This is a genomic window from Pleomorphomonas koreensis DSM 23070, from assembly GCF_000425185.1.
Taxonomy (GTDB): Bacteria; Pseudomonadota; Alphaproteobacteria; order Rhizobiales; family Pleomorphomonadaceae; genus Pleomorphomonas; species Pleomorphomonas koreensis.
In genome coordinates, this window is record NZ_AULH01000010.1 from 89,913 (window position 1) to 107,620 (window position 17,708).

At 67.6% G+C, this 17,708-nt stretch carries 17 protein-coding genes; 3 read left to right on the forward strand and 14 right to left on the reverse strand.

The features are described from left to right. Positions 1-45 precede the first annotated feature (45 nt). From H512_RS0109665 to H512_RS0109700, 8 genes are all read right to left on the reverse strand, one after another. The gene (locus H512_RS0109665) at positions 46-1,014 is read right to left on the reverse strand and encodes a substrate-binding domain-containing protein (RefSeq protein WP_084798400.1); all 969 of its coding nucleotides are present in this window, start codon (positions 1,012-1,014) and stop codon (positions 46-48) included. 609 nt (positions 1,015-1,623) lie between these two features. After that, positions 1,624-1,821 (reverse strand): 4Fe-4S dicluster domain-containing protein, encoded by a 198-nt coding sequence (locus H512_RS0109670; protein ID WP_026783287.1) that lies wholly within the window; start codon positions 1,819-1,821, stop codon positions 1,624-1,626. A 159-nt stretch (positions 1,822-1,980) separates the two neighbouring features. After that, complete coding sequence (locus tag H512_RS0109675; RefSeq protein ID WP_026783288.1) at positions 1,981-3,081, reverse strand: hydrogenase large subunit; 1,101 nt, start codon at positions 3,079-3,081, stop codon at positions 1,981-1,983. Continuing rightward, the gene (locus H512_RS25760) at positions 3,078-3,707 is read right to left on the reverse strand and encodes an NADH-quinone oxidoreductase subunit C (protein ID WP_053239726.1); all 630 of its coding nucleotides are present in this window, start codon (positions 3,705-3,707) and stop codon (positions 3,078-3,080) included. The genes H512_RS0109675 and H512_RS25760 overlap by 4 nt, the downstream gene beginning before the upstream one ends. Then, positions 3,704-4,207, reverse strand: a complete 504-nt coding sequence (locus H512_RS0109685) for a 4Fe-4S binding protein (protein WP_026783289.1) — start codon at positions 4,205-4,207, stop codon at positions 3,704-3,706. Before H512_RS0109685 ends, H512_RS25760 begins: the two co-directional genes overlap by 4 nt. A gap of 14 nt (positions 4,208-4,221) precedes the next feature. Next, positions 4,222-4,659, reverse strand: a complete 438-nt coding sequence (locus tag H512_RS0109690; RefSeq protein WP_026783290.1) for an NADH-quinone oxidoreductase subunit B family protein — start codon at positions 4,657-4,659, stop codon at positions 4,222-4,224. Positions 4,660-4,669: 10 nt separating this feature from the next. Further along, on the reverse strand, positions 4,670-5,629 hold the full coding sequence (locus tag H512_RS0109695; protein WP_026783291.1) for a respiratory chain complex I subunit 1 family protein: 960 nt from the start codon (positions 5,627-5,629) through the stop codon (positions 4,670-4,672). 16 nt (positions 5,630-5,645) lie between these two features. Continuing rightward, a complete protein-coding gene (locus H512_RS0109700) occupies positions 5,646-9,455 on the reverse strand; it encodes a proton-conducting transporter transmembrane domain-containing protein (RefSeq protein ID WP_026783292.1) in 3,810 nt (1,269 codons plus the stop codon). 444 nt (positions 9,456-9,899) lie between these two features. Here H512_RS0109700 and hypA point away from each other — a divergent pair, with 444 nt between their 5' ends. Beyond that, complete coding sequence (gene hypA, locus H512_RS0109705) at positions 9,900-10,247, forward strand: hydrogenase maturation nickel metallochaperone HypA (protein WP_026783293.1); 348 nt, start codon at positions 9,900-9,902, stop codon at positions 10,245-10,247. A 150-nt stretch (positions 10,248-10,397) separates the two neighbouring features. On the opposite strand, the gene hypB is transcribed toward hypA, so the two are convergent. The 6 genes from hypB to ubiT form a co-directional block, all read right to left on the reverse strand. After that, a complete protein-coding gene (gene hypB / locus H512_RS23340; RefSeq protein ID WP_053239727.1) occupies positions 10,398-11,108 on the reverse strand; it encodes a hydrogenase nickel incorporation protein HypB in 711 nt (236 codons plus the stop codon). Positions 11,109-11,133: 25 nt separating this feature from the next. Continuing rightward, entirely contained in the window at positions 11,134-11,787 is a 654-nt protein-coding gene (locus tag H512_RS0109715; RefSeq protein WP_026783294.1) for a Crp/Fnr family transcriptional regulator, read from the reverse strand. A 113-nt stretch (positions 11,788-11,900) separates the two neighbouring features. Further along, complete coding sequence (locus H512_RS0109720) at positions 11,901-13,034, reverse strand: NnrS family protein (RefSeq protein WP_026783295.1); 1,134 nt, start codon at positions 13,032-13,034, stop codon at positions 11,901-11,903. Continuing rightward, the gene (gene ubiV, locus H512_RS0109725; RefSeq protein WP_026783296.1) at positions 13,031-13,930 is read right to left on the reverse strand and encodes a ubiquinone anaerobic biosynthesis protein UbiV; all 900 of its coding nucleotides are present in this window, start codon (positions 13,928-13,930) and stop codon (positions 13,031-13,033) included. Before ubiV ends, H512_RS0109720 begins: the two co-directional genes overlap by 4 nt. A 14-nt stretch (positions 13,931-13,944) precedes the next feature. Further along, a complete protein-coding gene (ubiU, locus tag H512_RS0109730) occupies positions 13,945-14,934 on the reverse strand; it encodes a ubiquinone anaerobic biosynthesis protein UbiU (protein WP_036790954.1) in 990 nt (329 codons plus the stop codon). Then, a complete protein-coding gene (gene ubiT / locus H512_RS23345) occupies positions 14,931-15,470 on the reverse strand; it encodes a ubiquinone anaerobic biosynthesis accessory factor UbiT (RefSeq protein ID WP_053239728.1) in 540 nt (179 codons plus the stop codon). Before ubiT ends, ubiU begins: the two co-directional genes overlap by 4 nt. Before the next feature lie 176 nt (positions 15,471-15,646). Between ubiT and H512_RS0109740 the strand changes: the two genes are divergently transcribed. Beyond that, the gene (locus tag H512_RS0109740) at positions 15,647-17,137 is read left to right on the forward strand and encodes a UbiD family decarboxylase (protein WP_026783298.1); all 1,491 of its coding nucleotides are present in this window, start codon (positions 15,647-15,649) and stop codon (positions 17,135-17,137) included. Next, positions 17,134-17,700: a UbiX family flavin prenyltransferase gene (locus H512_RS0109745; RefSeq protein WP_036790957.1), complete on the forward strand. Its 567-nt coding sequence runs from the start codon at positions 17,134-17,136 to the stop codon at positions 17,698-17,700. Before H512_RS0109740 ends, H512_RS0109745 begins: the two co-directional genes overlap by 4 nt. Positions 17,701-17,708: the final 8 nt, after the last annotated feature.

Consider the following 17,708-nt stretch of genomic DNA (forward strand, 5'->3'; position numbering starts at 1 on the left):
ACGTGGATTTGGGTGGGCAGGATCGCCTGCCCACCCGGTCCCTGATCAGAAGAGCGACTCGGGGTCGTAATAATCGGCCACGTTGTCCTTGGTGATCAGCAGCGGCTTGATGTACTCGTAGTTGTTGAAGGTGCGCTTGCCCTCATGATGGGCCTTGATCACCTCGAACACCTTCTCGGTGAGCAGCTTCGGATTGTTGGAAGCGGTCGCCTGCTGGTCGCCACGCTTGATGGCGTCGAGGGAGAACTTGTAGCCGTCATGGGCGAACACCTTGACGTTCTCCAGCTTGCCGGCCGCCTTGAGGGCGCGGATGGCGCCGAGCGCCATGTCGTCCATCTCCGAATAGACCATGTTGATCTTGTCGCCCTGGGCGACCAGCGCGTCTTCCATGGCCTTCAGGCCGCCCTGCTGGTCCCAGTTGCCCCAGGTCTGGGACAGCACGGTGAAGCTGGTGGCGCCGTAGTCGCGCATCTGGGCTTCCATGACGCCGGCGATGAAGTTGTCACGCCGCGCCTCGCCGACCAGGTTGCCCTGGTTGCCGGAGATGATCACCGCGTTGATCGGGTTGTTGCCGAACTGCTTGACGGCGAAATCGCCGATCAGCCGGTTGTTGGCGGCATTGTTGGCCATGACGCGGGTGATGACCGGCGCGTCGAGCGAGATGTCGCTGTCGAGGTCGATGACCGGGATGCCCTTCTTGGCAGCCATTTCGGTGATCTTGACGCCGGCCGCCGGGTCCTGCGGGTTGAGGACGAGATAGTCGATGTTCTGCGACAGCATGTCCTCGACGTCGGAGACCTGTTTGTCCATGTTGCCGGCGGCGTCGGTGGTGATCAGCTCATAGCCAGCCTTCTCGGCATTGAGCTTCATGTATTCGGTCAGGCCGACGAAGAAGGCGCCGTTGAGTGTACGGTTGGCAAAGCCGATCTTCAGGGCTCCCTCGGCACCCGCGGTCGAAGAAAGGCCAAACGTCATCATTGCCGCGGCAAGCGCAGCGCCCAAGAACCTATTCATTTTCTCTCTCCATGAACTTGCTGTATCGGTCGATAGTCTTGGAGTTTCCTCGCGGGACAGGTATGCGACCGATCCGGGCGGCGTCCTACACTGATGTGTTCTCCCTTGGCTCGCCCGATGACTGATGCTCGCATGGCGGGTCGGCGCTTGCTAAGCATTGGCTGTCGATTATTGTGCAATTTTTGCAGAGAGACGCTGCGAGGATCCGGGGCGGATAGCGTCGAAAATGCAGAATCTTTCGGTTAACCGTTTGAGTTTTCACGGTCCGGCCGTATGCAGACTGCAAAATCGTATCCGAGTGGCGGGTTCCCGCCGTTTTCCCGACGTGTAGAATCCCCTATGCGGTGACGCACTGAAAAGCGTGGCGGCGCTGCGCTGTGCATCTTTCCCGTTGGAGGAGGGTAAAACTCCTGTTTTTTGCACAGTGCCGGGTGACAGCAGGATTATCGATGTCGTGATGGTCGCGGCAGTGCTGACCGGGCGGCCGAGGCCGCTCCGATGGCCTCGGCCGCCGGCACAAAAAGAAAGGGAGCGGCGCCCGCGGGCATCCGCTCCCCTCGTTCCGGTCGGACAGGCGCCGATCGCGACGGCGCCGTCCGCAATGCTGCCTCAGGCGGCGGCCGGCATGCACGAGCCCGACGGGCAGACTTCGGCGCACTGCTGCGTGTCGAAGTGGCCCTCGCACTCGGTGCACTTCTTGGCGTTGATCGAGTAGACCTTGCCCTTGTGGGTGATCGCCTTGTTGGGGCACTCGTCTTCGCAGGCGCCGCAGGAGGTGCAGGTTTCGTTGTCGATCATATAGGCCATGGGTGTCACTCCTCTTGGTTGTCAACGGAGCCGCGTGTCCGTTTCTTGTTGCGGCCCCGGTCTCGGGTCGCCGGAGCAAGCGGTTGGCGCCCTTGCTCTCGGCTCAAGTGTTGGCGGTTTCGCCCGATCCGGAAAGTCTGCAACTTTCCGGATGGACCTTTAGCGCTCCGTGCAGGAGAGGCAGGGGTCGATGCTGTTGACGATCATGGCGATGTCCGCGACCTTGGCATCCTGCAGCATGAAGCGCAGGCCGTCCCAGTTCATGAAGGTCGGCACGCGCCACTTGACGCGCTCGGGCTGCGGCGTGTCGTTGGTGCGCAGGTAGTAGATCACCTCGCCGCGCGGCGCCTCGCTGCGGGTCACCGCCTGGCCCGGCGGGATGTCGGGCCGGTCGTTGATGTTGACCGGGCCGCCCGGCAGGTCGCGCAGGCAGACGCGCAACAGGTCGATCGACGTCAGGATCTCTTCCAGGCGGACCATGGCGCGCGACCAGACGTCGCCGTCGGTGGCGCCGTGCACCACCAGCGGCAGCCGGTCGTAGGCGGCATAGGGCGCCTCGCGGCGCACGTCGTAGTCGACGCCGGAAGCGCGGGCCACCGGGCCGACGACGCCGCAGGTGATGGCGTCGGCGTGGGTGAGCACGCCCACGCCCTTGGTGCGGCGGAGGATGGCGCCATTGGTCTTGAAGGTCTTGATGAAGTCCTGGACCTCGACCTCGATCTTGGCGAGGGCGCCCTTGATGTAGGCGATCGACTTGTCGTCGAGGTCGTAGCGGACGCCGCCGATGCACATGGCGCCGATGTCCTGGCGGTTGCCGAAGATCGATTCCAGCATGTCCTGGCCGATCTCGCGCACCTGCATCATGTGCATGAAATAGGTCTCGTAGCCGACCAGGTGCACCAGGAGGGCGACGTTGAACAGATGCGAGGTGATGCGCTTCATCTCGTCGGCGACGGTGCGCAGATAGATGCCGCGCTCGGGCACCTCGATGCCGGCGATCTTCTCGGCCGCCATGGCGAAGGTCTGCGGGTGGCTGTTGGAGCACAGCGAGCAGATGCGCTCGGTCAGCACCACGTTCTGGTACATCGAGCGCTTGGTGGTCAGGTACTCGATGCCGCGGTGGGCGTGGCCGGCGTTGATGTCGACGTGGCTGACGGTTTCGCCCTGCACGTCGATCTTGAAGTACATCGGCTCCTCGAGGGCCACGTGCAGCGGGCCGACGGGGATGCTGAAGGTCTCGGGGACGTTGTGCGTGCTCATGCTGCACCCTTCTTTCCGGCGAGGAGCCGTTCCCACAGCCCCTTGGTGCTGGCGGCGTTGACCAGCGTCGAGAACGGAACCAGCCGTTCGAGGACGGCGCCGTCGACGGAAGCGTCGAGGAACAGGCGGCGCGGATCGGGGTGTCCGGTCACGGCGACGGCGTAGAGTTCCATCATCTCGCGCTCGTGCCAGTCGGCGTTGCGGAACAGCGGCGTCAGCGACGGGATGCCGCCGCCCTGCGGCACGTAGGCGATGACGGTGAGCGCGTCGCCGGCGATGTCGAAGTGATAGTCGATCTCGTAGGAGGTGCCGTCGAGCGGCGTGCCGCCGAACGACTTCGGCGTCTCTTTCGGCGCCGCCTCGGCCTTCTCCTCGCCGTCCTCGCTATCGTCGTCGTCCTCGTCTTCCTCCTCCTCCTCGGGGGCGGAAGGCATGGTGCAGGTGATCATCGACAGGCGGGCGCCGAGGTCCTTCAGCAGCGCGGCGACCGGCGACAGGTCGGCGGCGGCGGCGAGGCCGCACCAGGCGACGGTGACGCCGTAACTGTCGGTTTCCGCCGAGAACTCGACGCCGGCCGGGGCCGCGGCGGCGAGGCGGGCTTCCAGGTCCTGAGGCAGACGGCTCATGACGGCACCTTCCGGTTCTTGAGATACTTGGCGCGGCACTTGGGGCAGCGGGCGCGCAGTTCGGCGTATTCGGCGTCGCTGAGCGGCGGCTTGGCGTTCTTGATCACCGGTGCCGTGTTGAGCGCCGTGGCGCCGCAGTCGGCGCATTTCTGGTTGGGGATCAGGCCATGCTCGACCATCTCGAACTTGTCGGCGTTGACGTGGGTGAGGTCCCAGTCGTTGGTCTGGTGGATGGCGTCGGTCGGGCAGTAGAACTCGCAGTTGCCGCAGAAGACGCAGGTGTTGTGCCAGCAGTCGAAGGTCATGCCATCGGGCGTCTTGGCGAAGCGGATGGCGTTCGCCGGGCAGACGCGCTCGCAGATGCGGCAGCCCTCGCAGCTCTCCGCCTTGAATTCGATGCGGCCGCGCAGGCGCTCGGGCGTGAAGGCCGGGCCGAGCGGGAAGGCCTCGGTCTGCGGGCCCTGCCTGAGGTTGCGGGCGAAAATCGTCAGGAAGTTCATCTTTCGGCCTTTCCTCAGAGACGCTCGCGCCAGATTTCGATGGCCTTGGCCACGCCGGCGATGATCGCCTGCGGCCGCGGCGGACAGCCGGGCACGTTGACGTCGATCGGGATATACTGGTCGATCGGCGCCAGCACGGCGTAGCTCTCGCGGAAGATGCCGCCGGAGATCGGACAGACGCCGACCGCCACCGTCACCTTCGGCTCGGGGATCTCGTCGAACATGCGCAGCACGGCGTCTTTCACGCGCACCGTCAGCGGGCCGGAGATCAGCACGATATCGGCGTGCTTGGGGCTGCCGCAATACTGGCAGCCGAGCCGCTCGACGTCGTAGCGCGGGATCAGCGCGGTGGTCGCCATCTCCACGTCGCAGCCGTTGCAGGAGCCGGCGTTGATGCGGTAGAGCCAGGGCGACCGCGTGGCGATCTTCTTGAAATCGGGTATCAGGCCCATCTAGCCCTCCTCAGACCACGACGACGACCGCCAGGCTCGCCACGGCGAGCAGCAGGGGCCACTTCAGAAAGAACACGAAGGCCTGGTCGATGCGCATGCGGCCGGTGGAGAGGCGCACCACGGTGATGCCGATCAGCATCAGCACGGCCATCTTGATCAGCCAGACCAGGAGGCCGCCGACCAGGCTCTCGGGAGCGAGGGGGAAGAACAGGGCGATGCCGAGACCCAGCACCACCACCTTCTTCACCGCCGACATCACCTTGAACAGCGCCAGCGTGGGGCCGGAATACTCGATGATCGGGCCTTCCAGCACTTCCGTTTCGGCCTCCGGGATGTCGAAGGGCACGATGCCGAGGTTGGCCGGGTAGAAGAAGCAGAAGGCGGCGACGGCCGGCCACATCACCGGATCGAACAGGAAGGCGCCGTGCGTCTGCTGGTAGGCGATGATGTCGTTGAGCGAGAAGGTGGCCCAGCCGCCCATCCCCATGCCGGTGCGGATGGCGACGGCGGCGGCGATCAGCACCAGCGGACCCTCGTAGGCGATCATCAGCGCCATCTCGCGGGAGAAGCCGATGGCGCCGTAGGGCGAGCCGGAGGCCGAGCCGGCGATCATCAGCACGATGCCGGGGATCATCAGGAGGTAGAGCAGCACCAGGAGGTTGCCGATGGCGGCGTCCGGCGCATAGACCGAGGTGATCGGCACCAGGGCGGCGGCGATCAGCATGGAGACGACGCCGACCAGCGGCGTGTAGAGGAACACCGTCTCGTTGGCGGCGGCCGGCACCATGGTGCGCTTGAAGCCGAGCTTGATGATGTCGAAGAACGGCTGCATCAGCGGCGGCCCGACGCGGCTTTGCAGCCGGGCGGCGACGCGGCGGTCGACGCCCTTCAGGGCAAGGCCGAGGGCAAGGGCGAACACTCCACCGGGGAAGAGGAGCACCGCCAGCAGGATAGCGATCTGGTTGGACATTTTCTCTCCTCTCCCGTCAGTGCTGCTCGCCGGCCTTGGCCGGCTTGGCCTTCGGCAGGCGGGGCGCCAAGAGGCCGCGGATGGCAGCGGTCGGGGACTCGAACAGGTTGACGGCGCCGACGCGGCCGCCGGCTTCCGGCAGGAAGTCGTTGGGCGTGGCGCCGGAGAAGTGCAGCTCGCTCCGCTTGATGCCGCGATGGGCGAGGCGCATCCAGGGGATGAACAGCGCCGCGACGATCAGCGTGATCAGGCTGAGGGCCAGCGGGCTCCAGCCGCCGGCGCCCGGCAGCGGGCCGAAGAGCGAGGCGTCGATCGGCGTGAAGCCGAGTTCGGCCTGCATCTGGGCGATCGGCACCAGCGCGAGGCCCGGGAAGAAGCCGAGCAGCACGCTTGCCGCCACCAGCACGCCCATCGGCAGCAGCATGGACAGCGGCGCTTCCTCGGCCTGAAGGGCCCTCTGCGTCGGCGCGCCCATGAAGGCGGCGTGGGCGAACTTCAGAATGGCGGCCAGCGTGAACAGCGACGACACCATGGCGCCGGCACCCAGCGCCCAGTGGCCGCTCTCGAAGGCCGCCGAGAAGATCATCCACTTCGAGGAGAAGCCGTTCAGCGGCGGCACGCCGGCCAGCGACAGGCCGGCGAACAGGAAGAAGCCGAAGGTGATCGGCATCTTGCGGCCAAGGCCGCCCAGTTCGTCGAGCTGGCTGGCATGGCTCTTGACCATGACGGCGCCGGCGACGAGGAACAGCGTGTCCTTCAGGAACATGTGGTTGACGAAGTGGAACAGGCCGCCGGCGACGCCGAGCGAGGTGCCGAGGCAGATGGCCATCAGCACGTAGCCGAGCTGGCTGACGGTGGAGTAGATCAGCAACAGCTTGATGCCGTTCTGAACCACCGCCATGGCGCCGGCGTAGACGACGGTGATGCCGGCGATGACGGCGATGATGTCGATCAGCGCCGGAACGCCGCCGATCTCGCCGCCGAGGCGCAGGAACACCGCGCTGCCGCCGAACAGGCTGAACAGCTTGAGGACGCCCCACGGGCCGGACTTCAGCAGCACGGCCGAGATGTAGCCGGACACCGGCGTCGGCGCGAGAGCCGGGTGCATCTGCACGTCGATGCGGACGGGCAGCATGGCGGCCTTCATGACGAGGCCGATGAACACCGGCACGATGCCGAGCGCCAGCGTGCCGAGCGGCATGGTCAGCGCCTCTCGGCCGATGCCGACCAGGTCGAAGGTGCCGGCATGGGCGGCGAGCACGGTGACGCCGAGGAACATGAAGGAGGCGCCGACGGTGTTGAAGAAGAAGTACTTGAAGCCTTCCCGCCGTGCCTCGTCGTTTTCCTCGTGGATGATGGCAACCCAGAGGGCCCAGCTCGACATCAGCTCCCAGAAGCCGAAGAAGGTGAAGATGTCCCTGGCCGCCGTCATGCCCAGGAGACCGGCGATCATCACCGCGAAGGCGGCATAGAAGCGCGGCTGGGCATGGTTGTGGGCGAGATAGGCGGTGGCGTGCAGCATGTTGAGCGCGCCGACGCCGGCGATCAGCACCGCGAACCAGAAGGACAGCGTATCGTAGGCCGGCGCGGTGAAGATCACCGCCAGGAAGGCGGCGACTAGCACGGCGACGGCAAGATAGCCGGCCTGGGCGACCGACTTGCGGCCGACCAGCCACACCGCCGCAGCGCCGAGGAAGGCGATGACGGCGGGCAGCGTCCAGTGCATGACGAGGCTGGGCAGCACCGCCGCGGCAAGACCGCTGCGGGCGGCCACCTCGGCGCCGACGGCACCGACGAGATCGAGCTGGAACGACGGCAGGACGCCGCCGAACAGGATGGCGGCGGCCAGCACGCCGACGGCCACCAGCATGGTGACCGGGGCTTCCTTGACGCCGGCCTCGCCCTTCCAGGGACGGAAGAACAGCATGCCGACGACGCGGAGATAATAGACGACGGCGATGATGCCGCCGACCAAGAGGCCGATGGCCACTTCGTAGTGGCCGGCATCGGCCGCCGCGTAGACCATCAGGAACTTCGAGACGAAGCCGGAGAAGGGCGGCAGGCCCATGATCGCCACGGTGGCGAGGGCGTAGCAGCCGGCGGTGAACGGCATGACGCGGCCGACACCGGCGAGGTCGGCGATGTTGCGCCGGCCGGTCTGCATGATGAAGGCGCCGGCGGCGAAGAACAGCAGCGTCTTCATCACGGCGTGGTTCATGACGTGCAGCAGGCTGGCGTCGGTGGCCAGCGCCGTGCCGATGCCGAGCACCGCGACGATCTCGCCGATCTGGGCGAGCGTCGAGAAGGCCAGCATCCGCTTGATTTCGGTTTCAAAGAGGGCGCGGATCTCGCCGTAGAGAAGGGTGATCAGGCCGAGGCCGATCAGCACCACCTCGAGGCTGAGCCCCCAGCCGGTGAAGGTGGAGAGCGCCGGCACGCCGATGACGATGAACAGCACCTTGACCATGCCGAACACGCCGGCCTTGGTCAGGATGCCCGACAGCGGACCGGAGATCGACGACGGCGCCGCCGGATGGGCGATCGGCAGCCAGCTGTGCAGCGGCCAGACGCCCGCCTTCACCGCGAAACCGGCGAAGAAGCAGAGCGCGATGACCAGACCGGCCAGCGGCGAAATGGTGCCGACTTTCTCGGCCAGCGTCGCGAACTCGAAGGAGCCGATCTCGGCGTGGGTGAGCAGGATGCCGAAGTGCATCAGATAGGCGCCGGAGGCGCACATCATGAAGTAGATGAGGCCGGCGCGCAGCGACTTCTGGGTCTGCTCGTGGATGACCAGGAAGTAGGAGGTCCAGGTCATCAGCTCCCAGTAGACGTAGAAGTTGCCCATCTCGTGCGCGGTGGTCAGGCCGAGCAGCGAGCCGATCATCAGGAAGGCGAAGAAGTAGTAGCGGTTGGTCCACTCGGCGCGGGCCATGTAGCCGATCGAGTAGACGACCATCACCGCGGTGATGCCGGCGAATACCAGCGCGAAGACGCGCGAGGCCGGATCGAGGTTGCCGTCGAACACCACCAGGGCCAGCGTCGCGACGGCAAGGATCACGGCGCCGATGTCGCGGGCGCGGGTCGAGATGTGGCCGAGGCCGTAGATCGCGAAGGCGCCGAGATAGGGAACGAGGACCAGCAGCGCCCAGGGCGACTCGAATTCGGGCACGCCGCCGGCGGCGCCGGCCAGCGCCTCGGCCGCGTGCTGGAAGGGCAGCGGGAACACCGAGATCAGCGCCGTCAGCGCGGCCAGCGCCCAGGCGATCGGCAGGGCGAGGCTAGGGGCGTCCTTGAGTTCGACGCGGCGGGCCGGATGCTCCAGGCAGACGCGCTGGATCACCACCAGATAGTAGTAGGCGGCGACGATCGAGGCGGCGGTGCCGACCAGCGCGATGGCCCAGTGGCCCTGCTCGATGGCGGCATAGAGCACCAGGAACTTGGAGAAGGATCCCTTGAACGGCGACAGGCCCATCACCGAGAACATGCCGAAGCCGAACAGCGTGGCGGCGACCGGCATGCGCTGGCCGGAGCCGGCGAGATCGTCGAGCCTCGACGAGCCGGTGCGGCGGATGATGTACCAGCCGGCGGCGACGACGAGGCCGCGCATGACGAGCTGGTAGCCGAAGTGCATGTAGGCGCCGGTGAGGCCCGCCTCACCGCCGAGGCCGATGCCGATCAGGATGTAGCCGATCTCGGCGATCGTCGACCAGATGACGACGCGCGTGAGGCTCGGCAGGCTCATGAGGGCGGCGACTTCGCCGAAGAACAGGAAGATCGCGCCCATCCAGGCCAGGGCCGTCGGGTCGATCTGAGTGAGGGAGAGCATGAGAGGAGATCCTTCCGCAGACATGCTTGGGCTGTCATGGACGACGTTAATCACCGCATCCACTAGGGTATGTCGGCTAGCCGACATATACGCATTCGCACGACGCCAATGCTTTGGGGAAGGAAGTAAAAGTGATATTTACATTCAAGTTATTAGAAATGCAATAATAGCAATGAAATCAGCAAATTGGCCGGATTGTGTCCGATTGATGGCGGTGCCGGCGGTGGCCGGACTAATGGATTTAGGTGGCCGTTTCGAGCGATTTTCTAAGTAGTATGTCCGATGCAGCTTTGCGCATTCCCGCCATGCAAAAACCAAGGGATTCCGGTTAGTTGCGAGCGATTTGCAGCAAGGGGCGAAAAAATCCGGCATTTCACCGACAAGTATTTCCACGGCGGCGGCGAATGCGGTAGAGGATCGGGCAAGACCTGAAAGGAAGGACCGATGCACGAGACGGCGGTGGTCGAGGGCCTGATGCGCATCCTCGGCGAGCAGGCGAAGAAGAACGGCGCCGTCCGGGTGGTGTCGGTGCGGCTGAAGATCGGCCGGCTGCGCGGCATCGACAGCCGGCAGATCCGGCTGGCCTTCGAGATGTTCGCCGAGGGCACCTTCGCCGAGGGAGCGCGGCTCGACATCGACGAGGTGGGCGTGACGGCCAGGTGCCGCGACTGCGGCACCGTGTTCGAGGTGGCCAACTACCGCTTCGTCTGTTCGGGCTGCGGCGGCTCCGACGCCGAGGTGCTGACCGGCCGCGAGTTGCACATCGAGAGCTTCGAGGCGACGCGCGGCTGAGAGACCGTCTTGAAATTCCACTCCGACGGCCGTCTGACCTGACCTTTTGCGCTTCCGATGCTCACGGACTTCAATGTCCGCTGCGCTCCGGTTCTCAAAAGCCGGGCCAGCCGACTCCCTGGAGCGAATTTCAAGACGGTCTCTCAGCGCTCAGGGCTGGCGGGCGGCGCGGCGTTCGGCGAGGCGGTCGACGATCCAGCCGGTCCAGGCGTCGAGGCCGGCGCCCTTCTTGGCCGACACCTCCAGCACCGGGCCGGGGCCGTGGACGCGGCCAATGGCGGCGCGGGCGCGTTCCGTCGAGAATTCCTCGATGGCCGGCAACAGGTCGGTCTTGGTGATCAGCACCAGGTCGGCCTTGCGGAAGATCACCGGATACTTGTCCGGCTTGTCGTCGCCCTCGGTCACCGACAACAGCACCACGTCGTGATGCTGGCCGACGTCGAAGTCGGCCGGGCAGACGAGGTTGCCGACGTTCTCGACGAACAGCACGTCGACGGCGTCGAGGTCCAGGACGTGCAGCGCGTCGTGGATCATCACCGCATCGAGATGGCAGGTGACGCCGGTGGTGATCTGCACCGCCGGCACGCCGTGGCGGCGGATGCGGTCGGCGTCGTTCTCGGTCTCGAGGTCGCCCTCGACGACGGCGACGCGGATGCCCTTCGGCAGCGCGGCGATGGTCGCCTCAAGGAGCTGCGTCTTGCCCGAGCCGGGCGACGACATCAGGTTGATCGACAGGACGCCGTGGGCGTCGAGATGCTCGCGGACGTGGGCGGCGAGGCGATCGTTCTCCGACAGGAGGTTCTCGACGACGGGGATGGTGGTGGTGGCGACCTTGTCGCCGCAGCCGCAGGCGCTGCACATGGGCGGAACTCCAGGAAGGGGGACGTCAGCGGACGCCGGCAAGCTCGCGGCGCAGGCGGCCGAGATCGGAGATGACCATCGAGCCGCCGCCGAAGCGGTAGAGGATGCCCGAGCGCACCAGCTCGGCGATGACGGTGGAGACCGACTGCCGCGTGGCGCCGATCTGCATGGCGAAGTCCTCGGCGTTGGGCAGGTGGTCGATGACGATGCCCCCCTCGGCCGGCCGGCCGAGCCGATCGGCGGTGTCGCAGAGCACGCGGATCAGCCGGTGCTTGACGCCGTGGAAGGCGATGTCCTCGATCATCCGCACCGACTTGCGCGTCAGGCGGTCGAGCGCTGGCAGCACGGCGAGCGCCAGCTCCGGCTCGATCAGCGCCAGTTGGCGGAAGGCGGCCGGCGAGACGGTGACGATGTCGGCGGCGTTGCGCACCTCCAGCATGGCGCCGCCGTGCAGATAGAGGGCGTCGCCGGCTTCGAGCATGTAGAGCGTCAGCTCCTTGCCCTCGAAGGAGGTGAAGCAGCGCAGCCGGCCGGAGCGGACGATCATCAGGTCGCCGTCGGTGGATTCGCCGCCGTAGAGGATCTGGCCGTCGCGCATCGACCGCTGGGCGAAGAGGCGGCCGTGGCCGTTCCCCAACAGGCGTTCGACCAGCGCGATCAGCGGATTCTCGGTCTGCATCGGCCTTCCAGGCGCCGGGCGGCAAGCCGAAACCTCCGCCTGCGGCGCGTACGAGAAATCATGCGTCTGTTTGTCAGAGAATAGTCCCAAGCGGCCTGTCTTTTCAAGTTGGGCTATGTACTTCCAGCCGCTCGATTTTCAGGGCTGGGTTGCCGTATTTGCATGGAGGGGGAGGGCTGCCGGACCACGCCGCGCAGCGTGAACAGGATATAGCCGACAAAGGCGATGGCCCAGCTCCAGCGACCGGCGATGATCAGCTCGTCATGCAGGCCGGGTTCGACGGCGGCGCCGACGCGGGCGACCGCGGCGGCGGTGATCGCCAGATAGATGATATCGGCGAGGAGCGACGGCATCAGCGACCGCTTGTCCTTCTTGCGGACGATGGAGGTGGCGATGGCGATGGCCAGCGTCGCGATGCCGCCGACCGCGAAGGCGTGGATGACGGCGAAGGGCGAGACGTCGGCGAGGCCGAGGTCCATGACGGCCAGCAGCAGCATGGCGAGCCGCTTCCAGAGGAGGCCAACCGCCATGATGACGCAGCCGGCATAAGGCTTGATGCGCCAGGGCTCGATGTGGACGAACCAGGCGGTACCGAACAGAAAAGCGGCGAGCGCCGGCCAGCCGGCGTTCCAGCCGAGGCCCCAGAGGGCGAGCGCCAGGATGGTGAAGGCGCGCTGCGGCAGGGCGATCCAGGCCGGCACCGGCTTGAGCTTCGGGTAGCCGGCCCGCTCGCGCGCCACCGCCAGCACGGCGATGCCGATGCGGTTCGACACCTCGATGCAGATCAGCACGATGACGGCGAGGCCGGCCATGGTGGCGCCGGGCCAGCCGTAGAGGAAGGCGGCGACGCCGAGAAGGGTGTGCAGCGCGGCGAGGCCGAGGATCGGCAGCGTCTCGGCGGTCTTGCCGGGCGGGACGGCGGCGAGCAGCAGCACGACGCCGGAAAGGCCGGTCAGCGCCCGCAGCACGCCGCCGGTGTGGAGATCGACCGAGCCCCAGAGGAAGGCGGCGGCGTGGGCGGCGAGCACGCCCCACAGCAGCCACGGCGGGGCGATCGGCCGGCCGATCCAGCGCGGCATCGCCACGGTCAGGAAGCCGAACAGCTGCAACGTGAAAAAGCCGAAGATCAACTCGTCCGGATGGCTGGCGACGTCACCGATCCCCGGAGCGATCTCCGGGCCGATCGCCCTCAGCGCCGTCAGCGCCGCCAGCACGAAGGCGACGCGGAACGGGTCGGGGGCGGTCATGCCATTTCCACGCGGGCGCTCCCCGGCTCGCCGCGCGAGAAGCCGTCGACCAGCTCGCCGGGCAGGTTCAGCGCCCTGAGGCCGGCCAGCGTCTCGGCCCGGTCGGCCTTGCCGTCGAGCAGGGCGCGGTAGAGGCGGCTGACGGCCACCATGTCGCAGGTGTGCGGGGAGAGGCGCAGGCGGCGGACGCCGAGCCTTGCAAGTTCATCCGGCGCCGGGCAGAAGGCCTCGAAGCCGTGCGACAGCGTCTGGATGCCGTTGATGGCCAGGAAGCGCTGGCCGTCGAGGGTGTCGACGGCGAGGCCGTCGGGGTCCTTGTCGCAGACGAACTGGCAGCCGTCCTTATGCAGGCCGGCGAGGCGGGCGTGATAGCAGCGGCCGGACAGCGCCAGCGGCAGGCGGCCGAAGGCGAACTGCTCGAATTCCACCTCCGGCAGCGCGGCGGCGATCACTGTCACCGAGGCGGCCGGCAGCTCGACGGGCAGGCAGATGCCGGTGGCGCCGCGACCGGCCAGGAAGCGGGCGGCGCCCTCATTGTAGACGTTGACGAAGGGGCCGACCAGGAACGGCTTGCCGGCGACGGCCGGCAGGGCGGTGAGATCGTTGATCTCGGCGACGAGGCCGACCTCGCAGAAGTCGCGCACGCTGGCCCGCTCGCGCGGATTGTAGGGCAGGGCGAGCGTCGACAGCACCACCTCCTTGCCGGCGGCGGTCAGGCGGTCGATCAGTTCCGGCCACAGCCGGTCGGTGAAAGGCTGGCGCTTGCCGCATACCACCTCGCCGAGGTGGACGCGGTCGACGTCGGCCTCGTCGGCGATGCGGGCATAGAAGTCCCTGAGGCGGTCGGCCGACCAGTTGAACAGGACGGGGCCGAGGGAAAGGCCGGTTTTGGTCATCATGGTCTCCGTCCTCAGCGCCAGGTCTTCTTGTAGGCGCCCGACGTCTGGCGGCCGCCCTCGACGAGGCCGGCCAGCAGACGGCCGACCTCAACCTCGGTGCCGCCGGCGTCGATCGCCTCGACGGCGGCGCGGAAGGTCCTGACCACCTCGGCGACGTAGCCCTTGCCGCGCTGGCGGCCCTCGATCTTCAGCGCCGTGACGCCGGCCTTCACCAGCGCGGCGATCAGGCTGGCGGCGTTGAGGCTGACCGGGTCCTCGAACAGGTAGCCGGTCTTGCCGCCGGCCGCGAAGCGGCCCTTGCAGAGCGTCGGATAGCCGGCCGGCTCGCCGGCGCCGAAGCGGTCGATGGTGAAGCCGGCGAGGCGGGTGGCGGTGCCGTCCCTGTCTTCGGAATAGGCGACGTGCTCGGGCGGCGAGCAGACGCCGGTGAGGTTGGGCGACTTGCCGGTGGCGTAGGAGGACAGCGAGCAGCGGCCCTCGGTCATCGGGCAGAGGCCGCCGAACACGAAGGCTTCGGTCTCCACATTGATCGCCGCGTTGAGCTTGGCGATCTCCTCGACGGAGAGCACGCGCGGCATGACGATGCGCTTGACGCCGAAGGTGTCGGCGTAGAAGGCGATCGCCTCGGGAGTGGCCGCCGCCGCCTGCACGGAGAGGTGCAGCCGCAGGTTCGGGTGATGCGTCGCGGCGTGGTCGAGCACGGCGAGGTCGGCGAGGATCACCGCGTCGGCGCCGGCCTTCTCGGCGTTGGCCAGCGCCGCCTTCCAGGCGTCCATGGCGCCGGCCGTTGCGAAGGTGTTGATCGCCACCAGCACCTTGGCGCCGTGGGCGTGGGCGAAGCGGACGCCCTCGACCATCTCGTCGGGTGAGAAGTTGAGGCCGGGGAAGTTGCGGGCGTTGGTCTCGTCGCGGAAGCCGCAGTAGACCGCGTGGGCGCCGGCCTCGACGGCGGCGCGCAATGCCGCCGGCGTGCCGGCCGGGCAGACCAGCTCGATGCTCATGACGGCTCTCCGGCAACCGGCGATCCGGTGAAGCGGCGGGCAAGGCCGAGGCCACCGAACACCGAGCGATCGACCAGACGGCCGAGGGTGCCGGTGACGCCGACGAAGTCGGCCGGCGTCAGCTCGGCGTCCTCGATGGCGTTGCGGAGCGCCACCAGCGCGTCGGTGCGGCCGGACACGGATATGGCGCGGTTGAAGAACAGGGCGTCGCCGTCGAAGGTGCCGTCGATGAGGCCGAGGAGGACGAGCAGCGGCCCGCGCACCGTGACGTCGGCCGGCTGGCTGGCCCGGCGGCGCAGGCACTTCACCTCGGCGCGGACGCCGTCCGGCACCATCAGGAAGCTGATGTCGAGGTCGGACGGTTCGATCAGGAAGGAGCATTGGCCATAGGTGCCGAGCCGCTCGAAGACGGCGGGCTTGCGGCGGGCGAATCGGCGGACGGCCAGCGTCAGCGCCGGTCCGAGCGGCAGAAGGCCGGCCGGCGCCGCCAGAATTCGGAGGGCTTTGGGCAACTCGCCCCGGAAATGATCGGCCATGGCATCATCCATCTCGAAAGGCGGGGAGTTTAGGGTGGTCCGCCGCTCAGGTTTTTGTCTTATCGCAAAGACTCACCGCTTTTAAGTCTAGCAGGCTGTCCGTGCCAAGAAAGGGTGCTATGTCTCCGGCAACGGCAAAACCCGCGTCCCGCCAGCAAGAGGTCGGAAAGATCGACATGTTCAGTCGCAGCCTGCCGCGCTTTGCCGATCTCGGAAGCTTTGTCGCCCATCTCGAAGCGCAAGGCGACGTCCGCACCGTGACGGCGCCGGTCGACATGCGCCTCGAAGCGACGGAGATCCACCGGCGGGTGATCGCGGCCGGCGGGCCGGTGCTGCGCTTTGCCGCGCCCACCGTATCGGGCCAGCCCTCGGCGATGCCGGTGATCGCCAACCTGTTCGGCACGCGCCAGCGTGTCGCCGCCGGCCTCGGCACCGACGTGGACGGCCTCGCCCGGCTCGGCCGCATGATGGCCTTCCTGCGCTCGCCCAAGCCGCCGCGCTCGCTGAAGGAGGCCGGCGGCCTCTGGCCGGTGGCGCGGGCGGCGCTCAACGCCCGGCCGAAAACAGTCAACGATCGCGGCCGCTGGGGCGACCTTCCCGTCGATCTCTCGGCGCTGCCGATCCAGACCTGCTGGCCTGATGACGCCGGGCCACTGATCACCTGGCCGCTGGTGATCACCCGGCCGCCCGGCGCCGACGACCTCAACGCCTACAACGTCGGCGTCTACCGGATGCAGGTGCTCGACCGGACGAGCGCCATCATGCGCTGGCTGCCGATGCGCGGCGGCGCCCAGCATCACCGGCAATGGCTGCGGGCCGGCGAGACCATGCCGGTGGCCGTGGTGATCGGCGCCGACCCGGCGACGCTGCTCGCCGCCGTCATGCCGGCGCCGGAGGGGGTGACGGAGCTGGCGCTGTCCGGCCTGATCGCCGGCAGTCGCCTCGCCATGACGCCCTGCCGCACCATTCCCCTGCACGTGCCGGCGTCGGCCGAGATCGTGCTGGAAGGGACGATCACCGCCGGCGACATGGCGCCCGAGGGGCCGTTCGGCGACCATACCGGCTACTACAACCCGCCCGAGATGCACCCGGTGTTCCGCCTGACGGCGATCCGGGCACGCGAGGGGGCGCCCTATCTCACCACCTTCACCGGCCGGGCGCCGGACGAGCCGGCGGTGATGGGCGAGGCGCTGGCCGAGGTGTTCAAGCCGCTGCTGATCGAGGCGATCCCGGAGATCCGCGACCTCTGGCTGCCGCCGGAGACCTGCTCCTACCGTGTGGCGGTGATCGCCATCGACAAGCGCGTCGCCGGGCAGGCGCGGCGGGTAATGATGGGCTTCTGGTCGCTCTTGCCGCAGTTCACCATGACCAAGATGGTGATCGTCGTCGACGACGATATCGACGTCCGCTCGTGGTCCGACGTGATGTGGGCAGTGGCGACGCGCGCCGATCCGGCCCGCGACACGCTGGTGCTCAATCGCACGCCGATCGACCATCTCGATTTCGCCTCGCCGCTGGAAGGGCTCGGCGGCAAGATCGGCATCGACGCCACCAACAAGATCGGCGCCGAGACGACGCGCGAGTGGGGTCGGGTGATGAAGATGGACGCGGGAGTGGTGCAGACGGTCGATGCCCGCTGGGCCGAACTGTTCGGGGAGGGGCCATGATGAAGATCGTCGTCGGCATCAGCGGCGCCTCGGGCGCTGTGCTCGGCCGCGAAGTGCTGCGGCAGCTCGGCGCCGCCGGCGTCGAGACGCATCTCGTCGTCACCACCGGCGGCGAGCGGACGGTTCACCACGAGCTGGGTCCGGACGGCCTTGCCGAGCTGCGGGGAATGGCGTCGGTGGCGCACGACATCGGCAATCTCGGCGCGTCGATCGCCTCCGGCTCATTCGGCGCCGACGCCATGGCGGTGGCGCCCTGCTCGATGCGGACGCTGGCCGCCCTGGCGCATGGCTTCGGCGACAACCTGCTGACGCGGGCCGGCGACGTCATGCTGAAGGAGCGGCGGCGGCTGGTGCTGCTGCCGCGCGAGGCGCCGCTCACCGAGGCGCATCTCAACGCCATGCTGATGCTCACCCGCATGGGTGCCATCGTGGCGCCGCCGGTGCCGCCGTTCTATGCCCGGCCGGAGACCATCGACGACATGGTCCGGGAGATGGCGGCGCGGGTGCTGTCCTGGCTCGCTGTCGATCCCGGCGCCGCGCTGACGCGCTGGCGCGGCATCTGAGCCCTTGT

Coding starts and splice junctions, on each gene's coding strand:
- H512_RS0109665 (WP_084798400.1), bottom strand. CDS start 1,014: ATGAATAGGTTCTTGGGCGCTGCGCTTGCCGCGGCAATGATGACGTTT.
- H512_RS0109670 (WP_026783287.1), bottom strand. CDS start 1,821: ATGGCCTATATGATCGACAACGAAACCTGCACCTCCTGCGGCGCCTGC.
- H512_RS0109675 (WP_026783288.1), bottom strand. CDS start 3,081: ATGAGCACGCACAACGTCCCCGAGACCTTCAGCATCCCCGTCGGCCCG.
- H512_RS25760 (WP_053239726.1), bottom strand. CDS start 3,707: ATGAGCCGTCTGCCTCAGGACCTGGAAGCCCGCCTCGCCGCCGCGGCC.
- H512_RS0109685 (WP_026783289.1), bottom strand. CDS start 4,207: ATGAACTTCCTGACGATTTTCGCCCGCAACCTCAGGCAGGGCCCGCAG.
- H512_RS0109690 (WP_026783290.1), bottom strand. CDS start 4,659: ATGGGCCTGATACCCGATTTCAAGAAGATCGCCACGCGGTCGCCCTGG.
- H512_RS0109695 (WP_026783291.1), bottom strand. CDS start 5,629: ATGTCCAACCAGATCGCTATCCTGCTGGCGGTGCTCCTCTTCCCCGGT.
- H512_RS0109700 (WP_026783292.1), bottom strand. CDS start 9,455: ATGCTCTCCCTCACTCAGATCGACCCGACGGCCCTGGCCTGGATGGGC.
- hypA (WP_026783293.1), top strand. CDS start 9,900: ATGCACGAGACGGCGGTGGTCGAGGGCCTGATGCGCATCCTCGGCGAG.
- hypB (WP_053239727.1), bottom strand. CDS start 11,108: ATGTGCAGCGCCTGCGGCTGCGGCGACAAGGTCGCCACCACCACCATC.
- H512_RS0109715 (WP_026783294.1), bottom strand. CDS start 11,787: ATGCAGACCGAGAATCCGCTGATCGCGCTGGTCGAACGCCTGTTGGGG.
- H512_RS0109720 (WP_026783295.1), bottom strand. CDS start 13,034: ATGACCGCCCCCGACCCGTTCCGCGTCGCCTTCGTGCTGGCGGCGCTG.
- ubiV (WP_026783296.1), bottom strand. CDS start 13,930: ATGACCAAAACCGGCCTTTCCCTCGGCCCCGTCCTGTTCAACTGGTCG.
- ubiU (WP_036790954.1), bottom strand. CDS start 14,934: ATGAGCATCGAGCTGGTCTGCCCGGCCGGCACGCCGGCGGCATTGCGC.
- ubiT (WP_053239728.1), bottom strand. CDS start 15,470: ATGGCCGATCATTTCCGGGGCGAGTTGCCCAAAGCCCTCCGAATTCTG.
- H512_RS0109740 (WP_026783298.1), top strand. CDS start 15,647: ATGTTCAGTCGCAGCCTGCCGCGCTTTGCCGATCTCGGAAGCTTTGTC.
- H512_RS0109745 (WP_036790957.1), top strand. CDS start 17,134: ATGATGAAGATCGTCGTCGGCATCAGCGGCGCCTCGGGCGCTGTGCTC.